Genomic DNA, 22,364 nt, shown 5'->3' on the forward strand with positions numbered 1-22,364 from the left:
GCTTCAGACGTCTCTGCGCATGCAGACACGCGGCCACCGGTCCAGGCCCTGGGCGGCTTCCTGGCGCCGGATTTCCCGCAGTCCGGCACCGGTCTCGGCACCGTAGAGGACGCGGAAGCCGCAGCGCGCGTAGTACGGCGCGTTCCACGGGACGTCGGCGAAGGCGGTGAGGGTCAGGGCGGGCACCTCACGCTCCACCGCGTGCTCCGTGAGGCGGTCGAGCAGGGCGCGTCCGATGCCTTGGCGCGCGCTGTCCGGGTGCACCGAGACCTGGTCGACGTGCAGGTTGCCGTCGACGTGCGAGGCGATGAGATAGCCGACCGGGGTGCCGGTCCCCTCGGCGGCGACCCAGGCCAGGCCCGCCCGCTGGTGGCGGCCGAGTACGGCGAGCGGGGGCGGTGCGTCGTCGGCGATCTCCGGCATGCCGATGTCGCGGAAGCACCGCCCGGCGGCTCTCTCGATGTCCTGGAGGCGGGCCAGTTCGTCGGCCCGGGCCGCTCGGATACGCATGGGCCCATTGTGCTGCGGCTGCCCCGGCGTGCGGTGGTCGGGGCGGCCCCCCCCCGGGTACACCTTCGGGAGCTCCGCCGCTCCCCCGGCTCAGCCGTAGGAGAGCCGGGAGCAGGGCGAGTCGGCGGCCGAGCGGGCGTCGTCGGCCACCTCGGACGGCACCTTCGCGGGCACGTCGGAAGAACCGCCGGAGGCGGCGGACGGGTCGTCCGCGTACGACCGGCCCAGGGTCACACTGATGCCCGGTGCGCTTCCGGAGCGGAGTTCCGCGCCGGGGAAGAGGCGCGCGACGGTGCGGGCGTGGTCCTCCTCGCCGGGTCCGTACCGGATGCGGGTGGCGGCCAGGTCCTGGCTGCTCGCGGTGGCGGTGCCGGTGACGGTGAACCCGTGGTCCTTCAGCGCCTGCGCGCCCTGGGCGGCCAGGCCGGTGACGGTGGTGCCGTTGTACACGGCCACCTCGACGCCCTCACCGGACACCGATTCCGGCGAGGGCGAGGGCGACGGGGACCCTGTGCTCCTGCCCGCTCCCCCGGTCTCGTCCTTGGCTCCGCCCTTGCCTCCCGCACCGCCCTTGCCGCCGGCGTCCTCGCCGTCGATCGTCCGGTCCTCCCGGAGCGCCGCCCACAGCGCGTCCGCGTCCGGCTCGACGATCGCCACCCGGGCGCCCTCGTACCGCCAGGGCACCGTGACGAACTTCGTGTTCCGCAGGTCGATGTCCTTCAGCGAGAGTACGAAGGAGAGCAGCTTGTCGGCCGAGTCCAGGCCCGGGTCGACGGTCATCGCCCCGATGGCGGCATCCGTGAGCGGCAGCAGCCTGCCGGGGGTGAGCCCGTCGCTCTTCACCTTCTTGAGGAGGGCGGCGACGAACGCCTGTTGCCGTTTGATGCGGCCGATGTCGGAGCCGTCACCGATGCCGTGCCGCAGGCGTACGTAGTCCAGCGCCCGCTGCCCGGAGACGTCCTGCTCGCCCTTGGCGAAGATCCGCCTGCCCCGGTCGGTGCGATGCGGGTCGAGGTCCTTCTCGTACACGTCCTGCGGCAGACACACCCGCACCCCGCCGACGACCTCCGTCAGCTCGGCGAAGCCCTGGAAGTCGACGACGACGGTGTGGTCGACGCGCACGCCGGTGAGCTTCTCGACGGTGTTCTGGGTGCACGCGGGGTTGCCCTGCGCGGTCTCGCCGACGGAGAACGCCGAGTTGAACATGGCGTCGTGCCGCGGTGCCGTCCACGATCCGTCCGGCAGCCGGCAGGCCGGTATGTCCACGAGCGCGTCGCGCGGGATTGACACCGCGAGGGCGTGCCGGTGGTCGGCGTACACGTGCAGGAGGAAGGCCGTGTCGGACCGGCCGATGTCCCCCTTCCGCCCGCCGCCCAGTTCCTGGTTGTTGCCGGTCCGCGCGTCCGAGCCGATGACCAGGACGTTCTGCCCCTTGGACGACGCGTCCGGCCGGTCGCTGGACAGCCCGTCCGCATCAAAGGCGGAGATGTCGCCGCCGAGCTCGATGTAGAGCCAGCCCACCCCGGCCGCTGCGAGCACCAGCAGGGACAGCGCGATGACGAGCGTGCACCGCGCCCAGCCGCGCTTCCGCCGCCGGCTACGGGCCGCGGACCGTGCGCCACCGTGGCGCGGTGCTGCCGTCCGATGGCTTGTCGTCATGTCTGCGCCCTCACCCGTCAGGTTCCCGCGGCGGGGCGAACGGCACGGCCGACCCACCAACAGTTGTACAGTTGCGCAATGTAGCAACTAAAAGAACGGGCGCTTCCCCAGGGGCACACCCGGGGCGGGCCCGCCGTCGACACGAGGAAGGTGAGCGGAATGTTGCGCAACGGGCTGGAGCCGTGGCATCTGCTGATCGTGGCAGTGATGTTCATCCTGCTGTTCGGCGCCAGGAAACTCCCCGACACCGCCCGCTCCTTGGGGAAGTCACTGCGCATCCTCAAGAGCGAGGCCAAGGCGATGAAGACGGACGACGCACCGTCCGCGCCGTCCGCACCGCCGGTGCCTGCGCGGGAACGGCCCGACGGCAGCCCCTGACCGGGCCGCTGCCTGACCCGGGCCGGGCCTCAGCGGGGGCGGTGTGTCCGGTCCGTCGTCAGGTGGTGCGCCATGACGTCCAGTGCGAGGTCCGTGGGTTCCTCGGTGCCGGGGCGGGTCAGGAAGCCGTGCAGGGTGCCGCGTACGAGTACCTGGCAGACGTCGGCGCCGGCCGTGGCCAGTGCGGCGGTGAAGGCCTCGCCGGACGGCCGGAGGTCGTCGTACTCCGCGTTCAGGACGGTGGTGGGCGGAAAGTCCTGAAGGTCCGCCAGGGCCGGCGCCGCGTATCCGTCGGCGGTGCTGAGCGAACCGCCGAGGTAGTTCTCGAAGACCCGCGCGAAGTCCGCCAGGAGCCTGGCGGCGCTCGGGACACCGGCCATCAACTCGGTGAGCCGCGGGGGCGGCGCCGGGAGTACCGCGTGGACGGCCGGATAGGCGAGGACCACGTGCGCGGGGACCCACCCCGACTCGTCCCGCAGCCGGAGCACGGCACCGGCGACGAGGTTGGCTCCGGCGCTGGCCCCGCCGACGGACAGCGCCGCGTCCGCGGTCCCCGCGCCGAGCTCGCGGCGATGGTCCCGTACCCAGGCGAGCGCGTCGGCGACGTCGTCCAGCGGTACCGGGAAGGCGGTGCCGTCGACGGCCTTGCGGTAGTCGATGCTCACCACCGTTGCGCCGCTCCGCGCCACGATCTCGCGTGCCGTCCAGTCGGCCTCGGCCATGTCGAGGTCGCCGAACACCCAGCCGCCCCCGTGCACCCAGACGAAGCAGCGGTCGGCAGCGGGGGTGGAACCGGCAGCGGAATAGACGCGCGCCGGCACTTCCCCGTGCCGTCCGGGAAGGGCGACCGGCTCCACTTCCGCCGCGGGCGGCGCGTAGCCGTGCGCTTCGTGGAACTGCGCGAGCCGCGCTTCCTGCTCCGGGGTCAAGGGGCCGTCGAAACCTTTGGGCAGGTCTTCCAGCAGGTGCAGCTTCGAGGCGATCGCGGTGTGCAGCGGCATCACGAGCCTTTCTCGTGAGATGCGGGGGAACAACAGTTCTCCGGTGACACACGTTACCGAGGAAAGAATACGGTGACCGGTCCGTCGCCGCGCCGTGAGCTGCCGGGCGCGGGCCGGGAGGGCAAAATGGCCAGGTGAGGGAGTTCATGACCTGGTCACGCATACGTCGGTGGATCCCCGCCCTGGTGATCGTGCTCGCCGCGGTGGTGGACCTGCTGACGCCTCCCTCCGTGTCGTCCGCTCCCCTGCTGGCCGTGGCGCCGGTGACGGCGGTGACGCTCCTCCGGCCGTGCGGCATCCTGGGCACCGGCCTCGTGGCGATGGCGGTGCACGCGGCGCTGGCCTACGCGAGCGACACCCTCGACTGGCAGCGCGGCGTCGCCAACCAGGTCACTCTTGCGGCCGTCACCGCACTGGCCATCGGACTGAACCGCTCCCTGCACTCCCAGCACGTCAGCGCGAGCCGGGCGCGGTACGCGGCGGAGGTGGCACAGCGCGCGGTGCTGCCCAGGCCCCCGAGCCGGCTGGGCGCCCTGCGGATCGCCGCCCGCTACGTACCGGCCGAGGACATGGCGCTGATCGGCGGCGACCTGTTCGTTGTACAGGACACGCCCTACGGGGTCCGGGCCATGGTCGGCGACGTGCGCGGCAAGGGGCTGTCCGCCGTGACCGCGGTGAGCATCGACATCGGCGCGTTCCGGTACGCCGCCGACCACTCGGCCGACCTGCCCGAACTGGTGCAGTGCATGGAGGAGGCGCTGCTGCGCGAGGGGCACCGGAGGGAGGGGCTGGACGAGACGGAGGGGTTCACCACCGCCCTGATCGTCCAGTTCACCGCGGACCTGGACCGGGTGCAGCTGGTCAACCGCGGCCACCCCGCTCCCCTGCTGCTGGAGGCGGACGGGCAGGCGCGCGTGCTGGAGCCGGCGGAAGAAGCACCGCCGCTGGGCATCACCGCCCTGGGAACGTGGCGATCGCCGGTGGAGACGTACGACTTTCCGCCCGGGGCGATGCTGCTGTGCTTCACCGACGGCGTCACCGAGGCCCGCGACCGGGCCGGCGTCTTCTACGACCCGGCGGACCGCGTCCCCGCCATGGTGCGGTCCTACCTGCGCCAGACCGGCTATCCGCCGGAGCCGTCGGCCGTCCTGGACTTCCTGGCCCGCGACGTGAGCCGGCACAGCGGCAGCGCTCCCCAGGACGACCAGGCCCTCCTGGTCCTGCACCGCCCCCGGACGCAGGAGGACCTGCTCGCCCGGGAGCCCGTCGGTCCGTAAGGGGCCCGCGAGCACCGTCTCCCCGGCTGCCACATTTCCTGTCAATTACCTCGGTAAATTATGGGTGAGTGGCGTAATAAATTCTGTGTGAGCATCCCCGCAGTTCCCTGGCAATCCTGAGAAATTACCTCACGCGCAATTCATGGAACCCTAAGAAGAAAAGGCTTTTTCCGGCCGCGGAATCCCGTAATGTTTTCCATGTCGAAAGCGAACGGCGCTTACGGCAAAGGAAATACAGAAGGGAAACACCATGAGCTTCCACAAGATCGCCCCGGTGAAGAAGACCCGCAAGCACGCGCCGGCGCCGAAGCAGCAGCACGGCCGCCCGGCCAAGAAGGCCGCGCCGGCGCACCGCGCGCCCCGGCGGCCCGTTGGCGCCCAGCGCCGCGGCTGACCCCGGCGCCCGGAGCGGCAGCCCCCGTCACACCCACCACACGAGCGGAAAAGGACACCGACATGAGCTTCCACAAGATCGCCCCCGTCAAGAAGGCCCGCAAGCACGCCCCGGCGCCGAAGCATCACGCGAAGCCGGCGCGGAAGAAGGGCGCGCCGAAGCGTCGGCCGGTGAGCCGCCAGGGCCGCTGACGGAACGCATGGGCGGGGCCCGCCGGAACGCACCGGCGGGCCCCGCCCGGCCCTGCCCGGCAGTGCAGGAGACCGCTGCCCCACGACCGAGAAGGAGTTGGACATGCGCGGAGTAAAAGAGGCGTTCGCGCGCTTCTGGCCGCTGACCCGTGGCGACCGCGGCCGGCTGGCGCTGGTCGTCGCGTGCGTGATCGTGGCGGCCCTCGCCGAGACCGCGTCGATCCTGCTCTTCGCGCAACTCACCGACGAAGCGCTCAAGGCCGGTTCACTCGCCGCGTTCTGGGGCCCGGCCGGGGCCTGGCTCGGCGTCGCGGTGGTCGGCGCGCTCGTCGGCTACCTGGGCAACTCGCTCGCCGTGTGGACCGCGGAGCGCTTCGTCCTGCGGCTGCGCGCAAGCGTGTTCCGGCACGTCCAGGACCTGCCGCCGGACTTCTTCCAGCGGCACCGCCAGGGCGATCTGGTGGAGCGGCTGACCGGGGACGTCGAGGCCATCGAGCAGATGGTCGTCTCGGGCGTGGTCGGCACCGTCTCCGCCGTGTTCTCGGCGGTGCTCTACGCGGGCGCCGCCTTCTGGCTGCGCTGGGACCTCGCGCTCGCCACCTTCGTCCTCGCGCCCCTCTTCCTCGTCGCGGCCCGCCGGTTCGCCGGCCGGATCAAGGAGGCCGCGCAGGACGAGCGGGTCGCCGACGGCGCCATCACCTCGGTCGTCGAGGAGTCCCTCGGCAATATCGTCCTCACCCAGGCGTACAACCGCCGGAGCGCCGAGGAGCGGCGGCTGCACCGCGAGGCGCGCGCCTGGATGCGGGCCTCCGTGCGCGGGGCGCGGGCGAGCGAGATGTACGAGCAGTTCGTCGAGGTCGTCGAGACGCTGTGCGTGCTCGCGGTGATCGGCCTGGGCGCCTGGGAGATCTCCCAGGACCGCATGTCGCTCGGCCAGTTGCTGGCCTTCGCGGCCTTCATCGGCTACCTGTACCCGCCGATCCGCAGCCTCGGACAGCTCGGCCTCACCCTCACCGCCGCGACGGCGGGCGCGGAGCGGCTGGGCGAGATCCTCGACGAGCGGCCGGCGGTGGCGGACCCCGCCGAGCCGTCCCGGCCGGCGGCCGGCCCGCCCGTACGCGGCCGCGTCAGCTTCCAGGACGTGTCCTTCCGGTATCCGGGCGCGGCGGGCGAGTCGCTGCGGGAGGTCACCCTCTCCGCCGGTCCGGACGAGCTGATCGTGGTCACGGGCCCCAGCGGCGCCGGGAAGTCCACCCTCTCCAAGCTGCTGACGCGGTTCTACGACCCGACGGCGGGCACGGTGTGCCTGGACGGTGTGCCGCTCACGGACCTGCCGGTGGAGTTCCTGCGGGAGAACGTGGCGCTGCTGCCGCAGCACACGCTGGTGCTGCGCGGCACGATCCGCGAGAACATCGCATGCGGCCGCCCCGGCGCGTCCGACCGGGAGATCGAGGACGCGGCACGGGAGGCGGCGGCGCACGACTTCATCACCGCACTGCCGGACGGCTACGACACCGCCGTCGCCCCCGGGACGGCGGCGCTCTCCGGCGGCCAGCTCCAGCGCGTCGCCCTCGCCCGCGCGCTGCTCCGCCGGGCTCCGGTGCTGGTCCTCGACGAACCGACGGCAGGGCTCGACGGTCCGGCCGCGCGTCAGGTGACGCAGCCGCTGCGGCGGCTGCGGGCCGGCCGTACGACCATCCTGATCACACACGACCTGAGCCTGGCGCCGCACGCGGACCGCGTCCTCGTCATCGACGGCGGCCGACTGGTGGAGACCGGTACCCACGCGGAGCTGCTGAGCCGCGGCGGCACGTACGCACGGCTGGCGGCGCCGCTCCCGGCGGCCGTCGTCACCGGGCGGTCGGCGGACGACACCCTCTCGCTCCATGTCTGACGGTGCGGCGGCCGCGGCCCGTTCAGCGGGGGCGGCGGACTTCAGCGGGGCGCCGGACGCCCCAGCGTGCTCTCGCGCTCGATCAGCCGGTAGTCCGCCCATACGCGCCGGGGCTCGGGCGCCTCGCCGCTCAGCCGGGCCAGGACCGACTGCACCGCGAGCCGGGCGATGGCCTCCTTGTCCGGGGAGACGGAGGTGAGGGTGACCGTGCCGAACCGGCCCTCCTCCACATCGTCGAAGCCCACCACGGCGACGTCCTCGGGCACCCGCAGACCGTGCTCGGACAGGGCACGCATCGCGCCGATCGCCACCGGGTCGTTGTACGCGAAGACGGCGTCCGGGCGCCGTCCGGTCTCCAGGATTCGGTGCATGGCCGCCGCGCCGTCCGCGTGCCCCCAGCCGTCGGTGGTGGCGACCAGCCCCTCGTCGGAGGACAGGCCGGCGGCGGTCAGCTCCTCGCGCCAGCCCCGTACGCGCAGTTCGGCCGGCCGGCTGTTGCCGCGGCGGGCGCCGATGAAGGCCACCTCGCGCCGCCCCAGCCCGGTCAGATGGCGGACGGCGAGCCGCGCGGCGGCGACGTTGTCGATGGCGATGTGGTCGTACGGCAGGTCGTAGTGGCGCTCGCCGAGGAGGACGAGCGGAACGTTCTCGGTCCGGTCGCGGAGGTCCTCCGCCTCCAGCTCGATGGGGCTGAGGATCAGGCCGTCGATCACCCGGGCCCGGAACCCCTGGCTGACCAGGACCTCTTGTGCGCGCCGGCCGCCGGTGTGGTCCAGGAGCACGATGTAGTCGTGCTCGGCCGCCGCGTCGATGACCGCGGCGGCGAGCTCCGCGAAGTAGGGGTTGCCCAGTTCGGGCAGCGCGAGGGCGATCATGCCGGTGCGCCCTTTGCGCAGATGGCGTGCGGTCAGGTTGGGCCGGTAACCCAGCTCGTCGATGGCCCGCTGCACGCGGTCGCGCATCTCCGGAGTGACGTGCCGGTAGTTGTTCACCACGTTGGAGACGGTCTTGATCGACACGCCCGCATGCGCGGCGACGTCCTTGAGGCTGACCCGCACGAGTTTCCTTCCGGCGACAGGTGGCAAGAGGTGGACCGCGGCCCGGTCCCCCGGCCCGCCCCCCCCGATTCTGCTGTACGGAGGACGGGCCGGAGCACCGTGGGCCGCGGTCGCCGGGTGACGCCGGTGGATCAGGACGCCGGGCAGCCCGCCGGGACGGCCTGCGACGCGTCGCGGATCAGCGCCTCGTGGGCCGCCTTCAGCCGCTTCACATCGGGCTTGACGACCTTGCGGTCGTACGTCAGCAGGCCGTTGAGCTCGCCCTCGACGTCCGAGATCTGCGTGTAGACGGCGCCGTTGCCGCCCTTGCAGGCGAGCTTGTGCACCTCGTCGAGCTTGGTCAGGTAGTCGTCGGTGTACGTCGTGGGGTCGACGTCCACGTAGGACTGCTGAACCGACCAGGCGTGACCCGGCACCGCGAGCCCGAGACCACCGTACTCGCCGGCGACCAGGGCGCGTTCGCCGTCGGGGTGCGGCGGCAGGGCCGGGCTCGGGTAGCCGTGCTCGTCCATGATGTCGCCGGCGTTGCCGTCGGCCCCGAGGTTGAGGCCCGACTGGTTGTTCACCAGGCGCGTCGGGTCCCAGGACTTGGCCTGCTCGGCGACGCGGCCGATGTCGTACTGGCCCCAGCCCTCGTTGAAGGTGACCCACATGACGACCGACGGGCTGCTGATGTGCTCGTCGATCATCTCCTTCATCTCCCGCTCGTACTCGGCGCGGGAGGCGGCGTCCGGGTTCACGCCCGCGGTCATGGCGGGCATGTCCTGCCAGACCATCAGGCCCAGCTTGTCGGCCCAGTAGAACCAGCGGTCGGGCTCCACCTTGATGTGCTTGCGCACCGAGTTGAAGCCCATCGCCTTGTGCATCTTCAGGTCGTGGGCGAGCGCTTCATCGGTGGGCGCGGTGTGCAGGCCGTCGGGCCAGAAGCCCTGGTCGAGCGTGGCCATCAGGAAGGTGGGCTGGCCGTTGAGGACGGTGCGCGGGGTGCCGTTGACCTTCTCCACGCCGATGGAACGCATGCCGAAGTAGCTGCCGACCCGGTCACTGCCGACCTTGACCTTCAGGTCGTAGAGGAACGGGTCGTCCGGCGACCACAGGTGCGGCTTGGTGATCTTCAGCTTGAGCGGCGTACCGGTCCGGCCGCTCACCTCGGCGACCTTCTTCTTGCCCGCGTACGCGGCGGCAGTGACCGGCACGCCGTCGCGCACACCCTTCGGCTCGACGGTGACCTGCCCGTTCTTGACGTCCGGGACGGTCTTGAGGGAGTCGGCGTGGTCGGCTGCGACGGGCTCCATCCACACCGTCTGCCAGATGCCGGAGGACGGGGTGTACCAGATGCCGCTGGGGTCCAGCCGCTGCTTGCCGACCGGCGGGTTCTCGCCGTCCTTGGCGTCGGTCGGGTCGTAGACGCCGACGATCAGCTCCTGGGTGCGGCCGGGCTTCAGCGCGTCGGTGACATCGGCGCTGAACTTGTCGTAACCGCCCTTGTGCGCGGCGACCTGCTTGCCGTTGACGTACACCTCGGACTGCCAGTCGACGGCGCCGAAGTTCAGGCGCAGCCGCTTGCCGTCGCCGACGTCCCAGTTCCTGGGGACGGTGAAGGTGCGGCGGTACCACATCCGGTCCTCGTGGCGTTCGATGCCGGAGAGCTGGGACTCGACCGGGTAGGGCACGAGGATCTTCTCGTCGAGCCGCTCGCCGACCGGCGGCTGTTCACCGGACTCGGCGGCCTGGAACTCCCACCGGCCGTTGAGGTTCTGCCACTTGTCGCGGGTGAGCTGGGGGCGCGGGTACTCGGGAAGGGCGTTGCCCGGCCCCACCTTGTCCGCCCACTTGGTGCGCAGCTCGTACTCGGAGTGGTTCGGGCCGCTCGCCCAGAACGCGCCGACGGCCGTGCCGTCCAGGCCGTCCAGGCCGCCCTCGCCGTCGTAGCGGACGTCGGCGAGACCGCGCGCGCCGCCGCCCTTCTTGCCGACGACCGGCTCCTTGAGGCCGACCAGCAGGGCCGTGGGGTCGGCCGGGTCGGCCTTCACCGTGCCCAGCGGCCATTCGGCGCCGCCGATGACGGCCCGCAGGTGGTCGGTGAGGCCGGCCGGGGTCCGGTCGAGCGGCTGGGCGAAGTCGAGCCGCAGCGTGCGGCCGTCCTTCAGCACGTCGGCGGAGAGCGCGCCGTTGTACTCGTAGCCGTCCGGCAGGCGGAACGCCGAGGAGGGGATGGCCTCCTTGGCCTGGCCGGGCTCGGTCCACCGCAGGTGGAGGTTGGACCCGCCGTAGTGCTCGAAGTACTCGACCTTGATGTCGTAGGCCTTGCCCGCGGTCAACTCGACCGGCTGGGAGGTCTGTTCCTTGTCCCAGTCGTCGGTCCAGTGGTCGATGGCGAGCTTGCCGTCCACCCACAGCCGGAAGCCGTTGTCGCCGGTGATCGAGAAGGTGGTGGGGCCGGTCTTCTCGGGGACCACCTTGCCGGTCCACCGGATGCTGACGTCGTCGGCCTGCCCGGTGGCGGACTGGAGCCGGGGCTCCAGGTTGTCGAAGTCGACGGCCGGGTCGAAGCCGGTGGCCTTCAGCTCGTGGAAGTCGAAGGCTCCGGGCGCGGACTGGGTGAAGTACTCGCCCTTGAGGCCTTGGGGTTCGGCCGGGTCTCCGGCGGCCGACGCGGACGGGACCGCGGCGAGGCCGGTGACGCCGAGGGCCGTGGTGAGCAGTAACGCCAGCTGTCTGCCCAGGCGTCTGGTGCGCATGGTTCCTCCATTGCCGAGAGAGCCGAGAAAGGGACCAGCTCGTCACCGAGCTTGTACAACGTTGGAAGAGGGGGCCGTCGGAATGACAGCACAGCCTCATAAGGGGTGTCCAGGGTCCCGTCGGCACAACGGCCGGTCGGTGCGGGTGGGATGAAACCGCGTCACATGGTGCCGGTGCACGTCCGGCCGGGTGAGACACGGGCGCCGGCGGGGTCCGCGGTATTGACATCGACGGTGGGCATGACAACGCTGTAAAGGCCGTTCCTGACAACGTTGTCCGCCCTCGTTCGGAGGCTGTAAGTGATACGTGCCCCACGCGTTCGGCGCCTCGCCGGACCGCTCGTGACGGTGCTCTGCGCGGGCCTTCTGTGCGCCACGCCGCCCGCCACCGCGGCACCCCAAGCCCCGCCCGGTGCGGCCGAGGACCTCACCGGCCTGGTCAACCCGTTCATCGGCACCCGTAACGAGGGCAACACCTTCCCCGGCGCCGCCGTCCCGTTCGGCATGGTCCAGCTCTCGCCGGACACCGGGCACAGCACCGGCTACGACTGGGACGAGAAGAGCATCCGCGGCTTCTCCGCCGTGCACCTCTCCGGCGTCGGCTGCGGCCTGGGCGGCGACCTGCCCGTCATGCCCACCACCGGGGACATCACCAGCACCGACAACGCGGCCTACGCCGCGCCCTTCGACCACGAGAAGGAGAGCGCGAGCCCCGGCTCGTACCGGGTCACGCTCGACGGGTACGGCGGGACCGGCGCCGAGCTGACCGCCACCCGGCACACCGGCAAGCAGCGCTACACCTTCCCCGCCACCGACAAGGCCAACGTCCTGCTGAACACCGGGCAGGCCCTGCACAAGGTGACCGACAGCAGCGTGCGGATCCTCGACGACCGCACCGTCGCCGCCGCCATCACCGGCCGGGGCTTCTGCCAGGACACCGAGCCGTACACGGTGTACACCATCACCCGCTTCGACCGGCCCTTCGCGTCCGCCGGCACCTGGAGCGGCGACACCGTGACGGCCGGCAGCCGGTCCTCAGAGGGCGGCGGCCGGCGCGGCGCGTACGTACGCTTCGACACCCGCGGCGGCGACCGGGACGTCGAGGCCACCACCGCGATCTCGTACGTCGACCAGCGGGGCGCGGCCCGCAACCTCGCCGCCGAGGGCCGCGGTTCGTTCGACGAGGCCCGTGCCGCGGCGCGCCGTGCCTGGCAGGAGCGGCTTGCCAAGGTGCGGGTGAGCGGCGGCAGCCAGGAACAGCGTCGGGTCTTCTACTCCTCGCTCTACCGGGCGCTGCTGCACCCCAACACCGGCCAGGACGTGGACGGCCGCTACACCGGCTGGGACCGCAAGGCGCACCGCGCGAAGGGCCACACGTACTACCAGAACTGGTCGCTGTGGGACACCTACCGCACCCAGGCCCAGCTGCTCGCCCTGGTCGCGCCGCGCGAGTCCCGGGACATGGCGCTGTCGCTGCTGGACGTGGACGCGCAGGGCGGCTGGCTGCCCAAGTGGGGCTACGGCACGGCCGAGACGAACATCATGACCGGCGACCCGGTCACCCCCTTCCTCACCAACGCCTACCGGCAGGGCCTGCTGAAGGGCCACGAGGAGGCCGCGTACCGGGCGCTGAAGAAGAACGCCGACGGGGTGCCGCCAGCCGACTCGCCGTACTCCGCGCGTATGGGCAACGCGGAGTACCTGAAGAACGGCTTCGTGCCGTACCAGCCGGACCACCCGAAGAAGCCCGGCGACTCCGACTTCGAACACGGCGCCTCCGCCACCTTGGAGTACGCGCTCGCCGACGCCGCGCTGGCGGGGATGGCGAAGGACCTGGGGCACTCCGCGGACGCCGCGCGCTACGCGAAGCGCGCACAGCACTACCGTGACGTCTTCGACCCGGACACCGGCTTCTTCCGTGCCCGTGACGCCGCGGGGAGGTTCACCGGCCCCGCCGACCCGGCCAAGAGCGTCGGCTTCCACGAGGGCACGTCCTGGCAGTACATGTGGCTGGTGCCGCAGGACCTGCCGGGCATGATGTCGCTGATCGGCGGCCGCGACGCGACCGAGCGGCGCCTCGACTCCTTCTTCGCCCACGACCAGCTGCTGAAGGACCCGGCGAAGACGGCTCGCGAGGTGTGGGTCAACGGCCCGTACGACTACTACAACGCGGACAAGTACAACCCGCAGAACGAGCCCGACCTGATAGCGCCGTACACCTACCTGTCCACCGGCACGCCGTGGAAGACCACCGACGTGGTGCACGCGGCGCTCGGTCTCTTCACCGACGGGCCGGACGGCGTCACCGGCAACGACGACCTGGGCACCATGTCCTCCTGGATGGTGCTCTCGGCCGTCGGCGTGTTCCCGGTCTTCCCCGGGACCGACACCTGGGGCCTGTCCACACCGGTCTTCGACAAGGTGGAGCTGACCCTGGACCGGGCGTACTACCCGCGGGGCCGCTTCACCGTGACCGCCGCCGGGACGAGCGACACCGACCGGTACGTGCAGTCGGCCTCGCTCGACGGCGCCGGCCTGTCCCGTACCTGGCTGACGACCGACGACATCCGCCGCGGCGGCACGCTGTCCTTCACGACCGGGCCGGAGCCGTCCGCGTGGGGCACGGGCGACGGCGACGCGCCGCCGCCCGCCACCCCCTCGCGGGCTCAGTGATCGGAGTAGCTGAAGTCCCCCACCGTCCAGGCGCCCACGTCCTTGATGGCGACGCGGTACATGCCCCCCGTCTCCGGGATGCCGACACTGCCCTGCAGAATCCGCGCGAGGTGGAAGTGCAGGTGGGTGGGGGCCGCGTCGCCGTCGGGCGGGGTCCCGCCGGAGCCGTGGCCCTCCGTACTGAAGAGGGCGGCGAAGGTGCCCAGGCGCTGCGACTCCTCCAGCACCTCGGCCACGCGCTGTCGCCACACCTTCTCGGGAGCCAGCCGGCCGGTGACGACAGCACCTCGGACGACCACGGTGAGGGACATCTGATTGCTCTGCTCCGACTCCACCCTGGCGGCGATGTCGACGAGCAGCTCATCGGGGATCGACATGTCCAAAGATCTTACTCGGGCCGACCCCGGTCCGGCCCGGATCGGCTCGGATCGGATCGGCCGCCGGGCCGCTCCCGGAAACCGGCACCCGCCCGGCGCATCCTTTGCCACTTTGCTTCCGTTTGTTCGGCGGGAATGTGTGCACCCGTGCGGTGCCGCCCCCTGTCCTCCAGGTGGGCGGCGTACGTGCGGCCGGTGCGCAGGACAGCGGGAAGAGGAGCGGTTGACGGTGTGGGAACGGATCGCCGCCGGGTGGCGATGGCTGCGGCGGGAGGTCGCCGCGGTCGGGCGTACGGTGCGCTTCGCGCTGCGCGCCTCGGGCCCGGAGCGCGACGCGATGGTGCAGGCGCTGAAGATGGCGGGGGCGGCGATCGCCGCGTGGGCGCTGGCCGGGTGGTGGCTGAAGGCCCCGCTGGCGCTGATGGCGCCGTGGACGGCGCTCGCCCTGGTCGACGCCACGGTCTACCGCTCGCTGCGCTCCGGGCTGCAGCAGATCTGCGTGATCGTCATCGGCGCCGTGGGGGCGTCCCTGGCCATGGCACTGGCCAACGGCTCCACCCTGGGCGCCATGATGATCGCCCTGCCGGTGCTGGCCCTGGTGGGCACCTACCGCCGCTTCGGCGCGCAGGGCGTCTACGGGGCGACGACGGCGCTGTTCGTCATCACGTACGGCGCCTACTCGCTCAGCGAAGTGGGCCACCGGATGCTGGAGACCTGCATCGGCGCCGTCATCGGCATCACCGTGAACGCGTTCGTCTTCCCGCCCGTCCATCTGCGCAACGTCCGTGAGCAGTTGCAGCGCCTGCCGCGCGACAGCGCCGATCTGCTGCGCCAGATGTCCGGGAAGCTGCGGGAGGACTGGGGCACGGCCGAGGCCGAGGAGTGGCGGGACCGGGCGCGGCGCCTCCAGCCGATCCTGCGCGAGCTGGCCGACGCGCGGCAGTGGACCGACGAGAGCCTGCGGCTCAACCCGGGCTGGAACCTCCGGCGGACCGGACCGCATCCCCCGCCGGAGTCGGAGGACGCCCGCTGGCACGGCATCGCCGAGCACCTGTCGGTCATCACCCGGGCCCTGGCCAGGTCGGTGGACGAGGAGAGTCATCTCGCCCGTCCCACGCCCGCGTTCCTCGACCGGTACGCGGAGCTGGCCGAGCGGACGGCGGAGGCCTGCGCGGCCGAGGCCGACCTGTTCGACGAGGCCGGGGACACGCCGCAGGTACGGGAGCGGCAGCACCGGGCGGCGCGGGATGCCTGGCAGCTCTACAACGGCCTGGCGGACGCCTTCGGCGATCGGACCGGCCCGTCCGCCGCCGCGATGAGTGAACTGCTGGCCGAGACCCGTCGGATGCTGTCCTCGCTTCCCCTTCCCGAGGGCAGCGGTCCGCAGGAGCGGAAGCGGGGCCTGCGACGCGGCCGGCGGCCGGGCCCGCCCGTCAACGGCATCGCGGAAGCCGGAGGGTGAACCAGATGGTCTTGCCGTCGTCCGTCGGGTGGGTGCCCCAGCTGTCGGCGAGGGCGTCGACGAGGAAGAGGCCCCGTCCGGACTCCTCGTCCGTGCCGGCGAGCCGGAGCCGTGGCCGGCGGGAGCTGCGGTCGCTGACCTCAGCGGTGAGTTCGGAGCGGCTCATCCGCAGCCGCAGCAGGAGCGGCCCCTCCGCGTGCCGGATCGCGTTGGTGAGGAGCTCGGACACGAGCAGGCACGCCTCGTCGGCCGCCTCGGTGCGGCCCCACCGGCCCAGGGCCGAGGCGAGGAAGGCGCGGCCGTCGGGGACAGCGGAGGCGGTGGCGGGCAGCTCGGTGACGACGCTGGCCAGCGGGGCGGCCGGGAACCGGAGGAGCAGCAGCGTGGCATCGTCGTCGTCCGGCTTGGCGCCCGGCAGCAGCGCGCCGAGCAGCTGGTCGGCGGCGGCCTCCAGATCGTGCGCCGAGCTGAAGGCCGTGGCGAACTCCTCGTGCAGGGCGGCCAGCCGGTCCTCGATGTCACAGCCCGGGGTCTCTATCAGACCGTCGGTGTAGAGGGCGAGGACGGAGCCGGGCGGGGCGGTGATGGCGGCCTGCTGGTGCGGGATGCCGCCGACGCCGAGCGGCACGCTGACCGGGGCCGGCAGCGTGCGCACCCCCTCGCCGGGCGCGGCCAGCAGGACCGGGAGGTGTCCGGCCGAGCAGATGGTCAGCTGCCCGGCGTCCGGCCTGATGACCAGGTAGCAGCAGGTGACCAGCTGGCCGGGGAGGTCGGCGACGACGGTGTCCAGTACCTGCATGAGCCGGTCCGGCGCCATGCCCGTTCTGGCCAGCGCGTTGGCGGCGGACCGCAGTTGCCCCATCACGGCGGCCGCCTCCAGCCCGCGGCCCATGACGTCGCCGATGAGCACGCCGACCTGCCCGGCGCCCAGCGGTACGAGGTCGAACCAGTCGCCGCCCACTCCGGCCCCCTGCGTCGCCGGGAGGTAGCGGCTCGCGGTGTCCAGTTCGGGCACTTCGGGCGGGGTGCCCATGAGGCTGTGCTGGAGGGTCAGGGCGATGTCGCGCTGCTGCTTGTAGAGCCGGGTCAGTTCTTCCTCGGCCCGCTTGCGGTCGCTGATGTCCCGGGCGATGGCGCAGGCGCCGATGACGGCGCCGTCGGCGCCGCGGGTCGGCCAGATGGTCACGTCGACGTCCAGCAGGCGGCCACTCTTGGTGACCCGGATGGTCTCGAAGTGTTCGATCTTCTCGCCGCGGCGCAGCCGCTGCAGGATCTGGGTGATCTCGCCCTTGCGGTCCTCGGTGACGAGCAGTGACACATGCCGGCCGATCACCTCGTCGGCGGTGTAGCCGTACAGCCGCTGGGCGGCGGCGTTCCAGTAGGTGATGTGGCCGTCGGGGGTCTTGGCGAGGATGGCGTCGTGCGAGGACTCGACGAGGTCCGCGAGTTCGTTGATGCGCGCCTCGGCGGCCTTGCGTTCGCTGACGTCCCGGACGGTGGCGGAGATGAGCAGTCCGTTGGTGGTCTCCAGGGGGCTGAGGCTGATTTCGACGGGGAACCGGCTGCCGTTCTTGTGCAGCCCGTGCACCTCCATCCCGGCGCCCATGGCGCGGACTTCCTGACTGCCCACGTAGCCACGCCGGTGTACGGAGTGCCGGGAGCGAAACTGCTCCGGTACCAGGGTCTCGACGGGCCGGCCCAGCAATTCGGCGCGCGCGTACCCGAAGAGCGTTTCGATCCGGGCGCTCACCAGCTGGATGATGCCCTCGTCGTCCACGATCACCAGCGCGTCCGGCGCCGCCTCCAGGAGCCCCCGGAAGAGTCCCTGCCCGCCCCCGGCGGTCCCCACCGTCCCACCCGGCATCATCGGCTCCTCGGTCGAGATGAGGCGTCCTGCTGCCTGCTTTCTCGGGATACCTGACATAGCAGCATCCCGGACTCGGCGGAGCGCGGCTTGTCGCTACTTGACGCCTACTGACAGAGCGGCGCCCACTTCCTCACGGCTACGGCCCATCGCCGTACCGGAGCCGACACCGGAACCGGCGCCGTACCGGAGCCGGCACCGGGAGCCGGGCACGGGGCCCGGCCCCGGACGTCTTCGTCCTACGCAGGACCCGGGCCGGGCGGGTCGCCCCAGGGGGCTTCGAGGGCCGCGCGCAGGGCGTCGGCCGACTCCCGGCCGATGCGTTCGGCGAGGCGGCCCTCCAGCCGTGCGAGGACGCGCTCCGCCTGCTCGTGCGCGTGCGCGCCGGCCCGGGTGCGCCGGATCAGGCGCTGCCGGGCGGAGGCGGGGTGGGCGGTCCGCTCCAGCAGCCCGGCGTCGACCAGCCCGTGCACGGCCTGGTGGGCGGTCTGCCGGGTGACGCCCATGCGCCGCGCCAGCTCGGCCACCGTGGTGCCCGCCTCGTCCAGTACGGCGAAGAGCTGGAGCTGGGGCAGGGAGACCGGGGTCGCGCCGTCGGCGGCCATGGCCCCGAGCAGCCCCTCGTCGAACCAGCGCCGGGCGTCGCCGAGCAGCTGCGGAAGGCTGCGGTGGGGGGCCGCCGTCACGTCCGCCCCCTTTCTCCTGTCGGGCTCGTGCCGGGCGCCGAGAGGCCGGTTGCCAGGGCCCGGATTTGCATGTCAGCCTACCTGACACAACGGTTGTCAGCCTGCCTGACACTCGTCTGCCGCGTCCAAGGAGAGACGATGACCATCGAATACGCCACCCGCTACCGGAGCGCCTCCCGCATACCGCCCGAGCCCGGCAAGCCGTACTTCATCGAGAAGGGCGAGGGCGACCGGGCCCACCTCTTCGGCGACCTGATCACCGTCTACGCGGGCGGCGAGCAGACCGAGAACACCTTCAACTTCTTCACCGTCGAGGGCCCGAAGGGCGACATCATCCCGGCCCACGTGCACGCCGACACCTACGAGGTGTTCTACGTCACCGCCGGCGCGGTCCGGCTCTTCGTCGTGGACACCGCGGGCGAGGAACAGGAGAAGCTGCTCACCCCCGGCGACTTCGGCTTCGTGCCGAAGAACTGCACGCACGCCTACCGCATGGAACGCCACCACAGTCAGGTCGTCGGCGTCGCGGCGGGCCCCGGCGGCACCTTCGAGCGGTTCTTCGAGACCCTCGGCGCGCCCACCGAGCAGCCGGGACTGCCGCGGGAGCCGGTCGTCCCCGCGCCGCAGAAGTTCGGCACCGTCCCGCAGGAGTACGACGTACGGTTCCTCCCCGACCACCAGTGGCGGGCCCGGTGACGGGCGCCGCTCCGACGGTCCGGGAGCTGATCCCCGCGCCACACCCGGACGTCGCCCCGCTGCCGCCGGCCGCCCCGTGCGAGCCCGGCGTACGCGTCCTGCGCGGCGTGCCCTACGGCGAGCTCGCGGGCAGCCGTCCGCTCGAACTCGACCTGTGGCTGCCGGCGGCCGACGGGCCCGTCCCGCTCGTGCTGTTCGTGCATGGTGGCGCCTGGCTGCGCGGCCGGCGCGACGACATGGGCATGCGGACGCGGGACTGGGAGCCGGGACCGTTCGCGCGCCTCGCGGCGGCGGGCCTCGCCGTCGCCTGCGCCGACTACCGGCTCAGCGGTGAGGCCGCCTTCCCGGCCCCGCTCGACGATCTGCGCGCCGCGCTGCGCTGGCTCGCGCTCCGCTCGGCCGAGCTGGGCATCGACACCGGCCGGACGGTGGTGTGGGGCGAGTCCGCCGGCGGCCATCTGGCCTCTCTCCTCGCCCTCGCCCCGGGCCCCGCAGCGCCGGCCCCCCGCGGCGCCGTCGTCTGGTACGGCCCCAGCGACCTGACCACGCCCCGCGGGCCCTTCGACCCGCACGACGCCGGTACGCCCGAGGCGCTGCTGCTCGGCGCGGCCCCGGCCGACTGCCCGGAACGGGCCCGGAACGCCAGCCCGCTCGCCCATGTGCACGCCGGTGCCCCGCCCTTCCTTTTCGTGCACGGCGAGGCGGACACCATGGTGTCGTGCACCCACAGCGAAGCCCTCGCCGCCGCGCTGCGGGCCGCCGGCGCACCGGCCGAACTCCGGCGGGAACCGGGCGCCGACCACGGCTGGCACGGACTCACCGACGACCGGGTCGCGGACCTCTTCACGCACTCGCTGCACTTCACCCGACGGCTCGTCATGCGCGAGGACTGAGCGGGGTACGCGGGCGAGGCGGCCATACGGTTGCCCGGCCGGGCCGGCGTCCGCCGTCGCCGGGCGGCGGACGCACACCGCGGTCGCGCAGGACACGGGCGCCTTCGCGGAGGCGCCGACGTGTGCCGGCGGGTGCCGACGGCTAGCGTGGGGACATGGCCACGTTGCTGTACTCCGCGAGCATGTCGCTGGACGGCTTCATCGCCGGGCCCGGCGGGGACATGTCCTGGCTGGTCCCGTTCTTCGGCCCGGATCCGGACGTGGAACGGCTGATCCCGCAGGTCGGCGCGCTGCTCATCGGCAACCGCACCTTCCGCGGCGACGATCCGCACAAGGGCACCGAAGCGGAGGGTCAGGCGTTCGGCGGGGGCTGGGAGGGGCCGCAGTTCGTCGTCACTCACCACCCGCCGCGCGAGGCGGTACCGGACGTGACCTTCGTCGGCGACCTTCCCAGCGGCATCGCCGCGGCCAAGGAGGCGGCGGGCGAGAAGTACGTCAGCGTACTCGGCGCCGACCTCGCCCGGCAGTGCCTGGCCGCGGGGGCGCTCGACGAGATCCTGGTGTTCGTGCACCCCGTCCTGCTCGGCGACGGGGTGCGGTTCTTCGCGCAGCCGGGCGGTGCCGACGTCCGGCTGGAACGCCTGGAGGTGTCCGAAAGGCCGATGTCGACCAACCTCTGGCTCCGCGTCGTACGGTGACCGACCCGGCCCGGCGGCGGCCTCGGTCAGTACATTCAGCTGTGGTCTCAGGTGCCGGGGAGCGCAGCACCGAGGTGACGAAGTACGGCAAGGACTCGACGGCTGTAGCCGGCGTTTCCGGTGAGGCCGAGCTTGTCGAAGATCGCGTTGATGTGTTTTTCCACCGCGCTCCGCGAAACATACAACTGCTCCGCGATGGCGGCATTGGTGTAGCCCTGGGCCATCAGATCCAGAACGTCCCGCTCCCGGGACGTGAGACGCTGCAGCGGGTCGGTGTGGGCACTACGGGCGAGCAAGCGGCGCACGACTTCCGAGTCGAAGACAGTACCGCCCCCGCCCACTCGCTCCAGAGCGCCCAAGAACTCCTCCACCTGCATGACGCGGTCCTTCAGCAGGTAGCCCACCCCCTGGCTGCTGCCGCTGAGCAACTCGGTGGCGTAGCGGCCCTCGACGTACTGGGAAAGCACCAGGACGGCGGTGTTCGGCCAGCGGCGGCGTATCTCCAGGGCCGCGCGCAGTCCCTCATCGGTGTGGGTCGGTGGCATGCGTACATCCACCACGACCACCTGCGGCGGGTCTGCGGCCACTGCCGCCAGCAGCGCCTCCGCGTCCGCCACCGCGGCCGTCACCACGTACCCCTCATCGGCCAGCAGCCGGAGCAGTCCCTCGCGCAGCAGTGCCGAGTCCTCGGCGATCATCACTCGCACGGCAACTCCGCGGTGATCACGGTCGGGCCGCCGGGCGGGCTGTGCACCCTCAGCCGGCCGTCGAGTGCCGCGACACGCCGGGACAGACCCAGCAGCCCGCCGCCGGTGGGTGTCGTGGGGGCGCCGCCGGTGCCGTTGTCCTCGATGCACACCACGATCACGCCGCCTTGCCGAGTCACCCGGATCGATGCCCTGGTGGCCTCGGCGTGCTTCATGGCGTTGGTCACCGCCTCGGCGGCGACGAAGTACGCGACCGTCTGCACGGGGGCGGGCGGCGGCGCGTCGCCGAGTTCGTGGCTCACCTCAAGGGGCAGGGTCGTCTGCTCGGCCAGGCCCTCCAGGGCAGCCATCAGTCCGCCCTCGTCCAAAGCCGCCGGATAGATACGCCAGGCCGTCTCGCGCAGCTCCGTCACCGCCCGCCCTGACGCCTCGTGCGCCTGACGCAGCAGCAGGTCCTTCTTGGCGGTATCGCTGTTCCGGCGGGCACGCCCCAGCAGCAGCCCCAGGGCGACGAGGTGCTGCTGCACTCCGTCGTGGAGGTCGCGCTCGATGCGCCGCCGTTCCTCGTGCACGGCCTGCACCACCCCGGCCCGGGTCTCGGCCAGCTCGCTCACCCGGCGCCTCAGCAACTCCGTCTCACTTGGACCCAGGAAACGGCGTGCGACCTGCTCGTCCAGCTGGGCCAGCCCGCTCGCCCCTTGCGCGCACAGGAACAACAGGAAGAGCCCGCCCAGTCCGGACAGCACAATACTGCCGGGATCGTTCACCTCTAGTACGAACCACGCCCACACCAGCAGCGAGGCGTACGCGGAAGCGATGAGCGCGGTCAGCAGCACGAGAAGGCCGAAGAGGCCCAAGGGCCAGCGCGCCGCCAGATAACCAAAAGCGAGCTGCCCACTACGTGGCGGGTCCAGCTCGGCTCCCTGGAACACCGCCAGTCGGCGCCGCTCCAGTTCGGCCATGGGCAGCGCGCCCGCGGGGGCCGACCGCGGCCGGCAAGCCGTCGGCCCGCGCAGCCCGTTGGCCGCCACCACCATGAGCTCGGCCAGCGCGGTCACCCCGCCCAACAGCACGCCGATGGCGAGGCGCATCCAGCGCCCGGTGAAGGTGAGCATGATCGGTCAGGGTAGCGAAGGGCGGCCGTGCGACACCCTGCGGAAAACCACACTTTTACGGTGCTGCACCACTCAGTGAGGCTCGGTGGC

General features: G+C 72.1%; 20 protein-coding genes. 10 read left to right on the forward strand and 10 right to left on the reverse strand.

All coding sequences use genetic code 11. The features are described from left to right. Positions 1–3 precede the first annotated feature (3 nt). Both ACZ6WH_RS34995 and ACZ6WH_RS35000 read right to left on the reverse strand, forming a co-directional pair. Complete coding sequence (locus tag ACZ6WH_RS34995) at positions 4–510, reverse strand: GNAT family N-acetyltransferase (protein WP_469733659.1); 507 nt, start codon at positions 508–510, stop codon at positions 4–6. 90 nt (positions 511–600) lie between these two features. After that, entirely contained in the window at positions 601–2,169 is a 1,569-nt protein-coding gene (locus tag ACZ6WH_RS35000; RefSeq protein WP_469733661.1) for an LCP family protein, read from the reverse strand. A gap of 159 nt (positions 2,170–2,328) precedes the next feature. Between ACZ6WH_RS35000 and tatA the strand changes: the two genes are divergently transcribed. Continuing rightward, positions 2,329–2,547, forward strand: a complete 219-nt coding sequence (gene tatA, locus ACZ6WH_RS35005) for a Sec-independent protein translocase subunit TatA (RefSeq protein ID WP_432851062.1) — start codon at positions 2,329–2,331, stop codon at positions 2,545–2,547. 29 nt (positions 2,548–2,576) lie between these two features. On the opposite strand, the gene ACZ6WH_RS35010 is transcribed toward tatA, so the two are convergent. Then, positions 2,577–3,548 (reverse strand): alpha/beta hydrolase, encoded by a 972-nt coding sequence (locus tag ACZ6WH_RS35010; RefSeq protein ID WP_469733664.1) that lies wholly within the window; start codon positions 3,546–3,548, stop codon positions 2,577–2,579. Positions 3,549–3,694: 146 nt separating this feature from the next. On the opposite strand from ACZ6WH_RS35010, the gene ACZ6WH_RS35015 reads away from it, so the two are divergent. The 4 genes from ACZ6WH_RS35015 (at position 3,695) to ACZ6WH_RS35030 (ending at position 7,304) form a co-directional block, all read left to right on the forward strand. Then, the gene (locus ACZ6WH_RS35015; protein ID WP_432851066.1) at positions 3,695–4,825 is read left to right on the forward strand and encodes a PP2C family protein-serine/threonine phosphatase; all 1,131 of its coding nucleotides are present in this window, start codon (positions 3,695–3,697) and stop codon (positions 4,823–4,825) included. 250 nt (positions 4,826–5,075) lie between these two features. Further along, positions 5,076–5,219 (forward strand): hypothetical protein, encoded by a 144-nt coding sequence (locus ACZ6WH_RS35020; protein WP_469733666.1) that lies wholly within the window; start codon positions 5,076–5,078, stop codon positions 5,217–5,219. A 62-nt stretch (positions 5,220–5,281) separates the two neighbouring features. Next, positions 5,282–5,410 (forward strand): hypothetical protein, encoded by a 129-nt coding sequence (locus ACZ6WH_RS35025; protein ID WP_469733668.1) that lies wholly within the window; start codon positions 5,282–5,284, stop codon positions 5,408–5,410. 103 nt (positions 5,411–5,513) lie between these two features. Further along, complete coding sequence (locus ACZ6WH_RS35030) at positions 5,514–7,304, forward strand: ABC transporter ATP-binding protein (RefSeq protein ID WP_469733670.1); 1,791 nt, start codon at positions 5,514–5,516, stop codon at positions 7,302–7,304. 41 nt (positions 7,305–7,345) lie between these two features. Here the strand turns inward: ACZ6WH_RS35030 and ACZ6WH_RS35035 are convergent, their stop codons facing one another. Both ACZ6WH_RS35035 and ACZ6WH_RS35040 read right to left on the reverse strand, forming a co-directional pair. Beyond that, complete coding sequence (locus ACZ6WH_RS35035; protein WP_469733672.1) at positions 7,346–8,362, reverse strand: LacI family DNA-binding transcriptional regulator; 1,017 nt, start codon at positions 8,360–8,362, stop codon at positions 7,346–7,348. 131 nt (positions 8,363–8,493) lie between these two features. Beyond that, positions 8,494–11,103 carry a PA14 domain-containing protein gene (locus ACZ6WH_RS35040; RefSeq protein WP_469733674.1) on the reverse strand — a complete coding sequence of 870 codons (2,610 nt, stop codon included), beginning with the start codon at positions 11,101–11,103 and terminating at the stop codon, positions 8,494–8,496. Positions 11,104–11,445: 342 nt separating this feature from the next. Here ACZ6WH_RS35040 and ACZ6WH_RS35045 point away from each other — a divergent pair, with 342 nt between their 5' ends. Beyond that, on the forward strand, positions 11,446–13,776 hold the full coding sequence (locus ACZ6WH_RS35045; protein WP_469733676.1) for a GH92 family glycosyl hydrolase: 2,331 nt from the start codon (positions 11,446–11,448) through the stop codon (positions 13,774–13,776). Here the strand turns inward: ACZ6WH_RS35045 and ACZ6WH_RS35050 are convergent. Further along, on the reverse strand, positions 13,770–14,153 hold the full coding sequence (locus ACZ6WH_RS35050; RefSeq protein WP_469733678.1) for a hypothetical protein: 384 nt from the start codon (positions 14,151–14,153) through the stop codon (positions 13,770–13,772). The two genes, ACZ6WH_RS35045 and ACZ6WH_RS35050, sit on opposite strands and share 7 nt — an antisense overlap. Before the next feature lie 229 nt (positions 14,154–14,382). Here ACZ6WH_RS35050 and ACZ6WH_RS35055 point away from each other — a divergent pair, with 229 nt between their 5' ends. Further along, on the forward strand, positions 14,383–15,615 hold the full coding sequence (locus tag ACZ6WH_RS35055) for an FUSC family protein (RefSeq protein WP_469733679.1): 1,233 nt from the start codon (positions 14,383–14,385) through the stop codon (positions 15,613–15,615). Here ACZ6WH_RS35055 and ACZ6WH_RS35060 read toward each other — a convergent pair. Both ACZ6WH_RS35060 and ACZ6WH_RS35065 read right to left on the reverse strand, forming a co-directional pair. Then, a complete protein-coding gene (locus ACZ6WH_RS35060) occupies positions 15,587–17,479 on the reverse strand; it encodes a PAS domain S-box protein (protein WP_469733681.1) in 1,893 nt (630 codons plus the stop codon). The two genes, ACZ6WH_RS35055 and ACZ6WH_RS35060, sit on opposite strands and share 29 nt — an antisense overlap. Before the next feature lie 239 nt (positions 17,480–17,718). Next, positions 17,719–18,165, reverse strand: a complete 447-nt coding sequence (locus ACZ6WH_RS35065; RefSeq protein ID WP_469733683.1) for a MarR family winged helix-turn-helix transcriptional regulator — start codon at positions 18,163–18,165, stop codon at positions 17,719–17,721. 138 nt (positions 18,166–18,303) lie between these two features. Here ACZ6WH_RS35065 and ACZ6WH_RS35070 point away from each other — a divergent pair, with 138 nt between their 5' ends. The 3 genes from ACZ6WH_RS35070 (at position 18,304) to ACZ6WH_RS35080 (ending at position 20,452) form a co-directional block, all read left to right on the forward strand. Then, positions 18,304–18,861 (forward strand): quercetin 2,3-dioxygenase, encoded by a 558-nt coding sequence (locus ACZ6WH_RS35070; protein ID WP_469733685.1) that lies wholly within the window; start codon positions 18,304–18,306, stop codon positions 18,859–18,861. Beyond that, complete coding sequence (locus ACZ6WH_RS35075) at positions 18,858–19,754, forward strand: alpha/beta hydrolase fold domain-containing protein (RefSeq protein WP_469733687.1); 897 nt, start codon at positions 18,858–18,860, stop codon at positions 19,752–19,754. Before ACZ6WH_RS35070 ends, ACZ6WH_RS35075 begins: the two co-directional genes overlap by 4 nt. Positions 19,755–19,909: 155 nt before the next feature. Beyond that, on the forward strand, positions 19,910–20,452 hold the full coding sequence (locus ACZ6WH_RS35080; RefSeq protein WP_469733689.1) for a dihydrofolate reductase family protein: 543 nt from the start codon (positions 19,910–19,912) through the stop codon (positions 20,450–20,452). 47 nt (positions 20,453–20,499) lie between these two features. Here ACZ6WH_RS35080 and ACZ6WH_RS35085 read toward each other — a convergent pair whose 3' ends face one another. After that, positions 20,500–21,150 (reverse strand): response regulator, encoded by a 651-nt coding sequence (locus ACZ6WH_RS35085; RefSeq protein ID WP_469733691.1) that lies wholly within the window; start codon positions 21,148–21,150, stop codon positions 20,500–20,502. Then, a complete protein-coding gene (locus ACZ6WH_RS35090; protein WP_469733693.1) occupies positions 21,150–22,274 on the reverse strand; it encodes a sensor histidine kinase in 1,125 nt (374 codons plus the stop codon). Before ACZ6WH_RS35090 ends, ACZ6WH_RS35085 begins: the two co-directional genes overlap by 1 nt. Positions 22,275–22,364 lie beyond the last annotated feature (90 nt).

Source organism: Streptomyces sp. NPDC050806 (assembly GCF_055586425.1).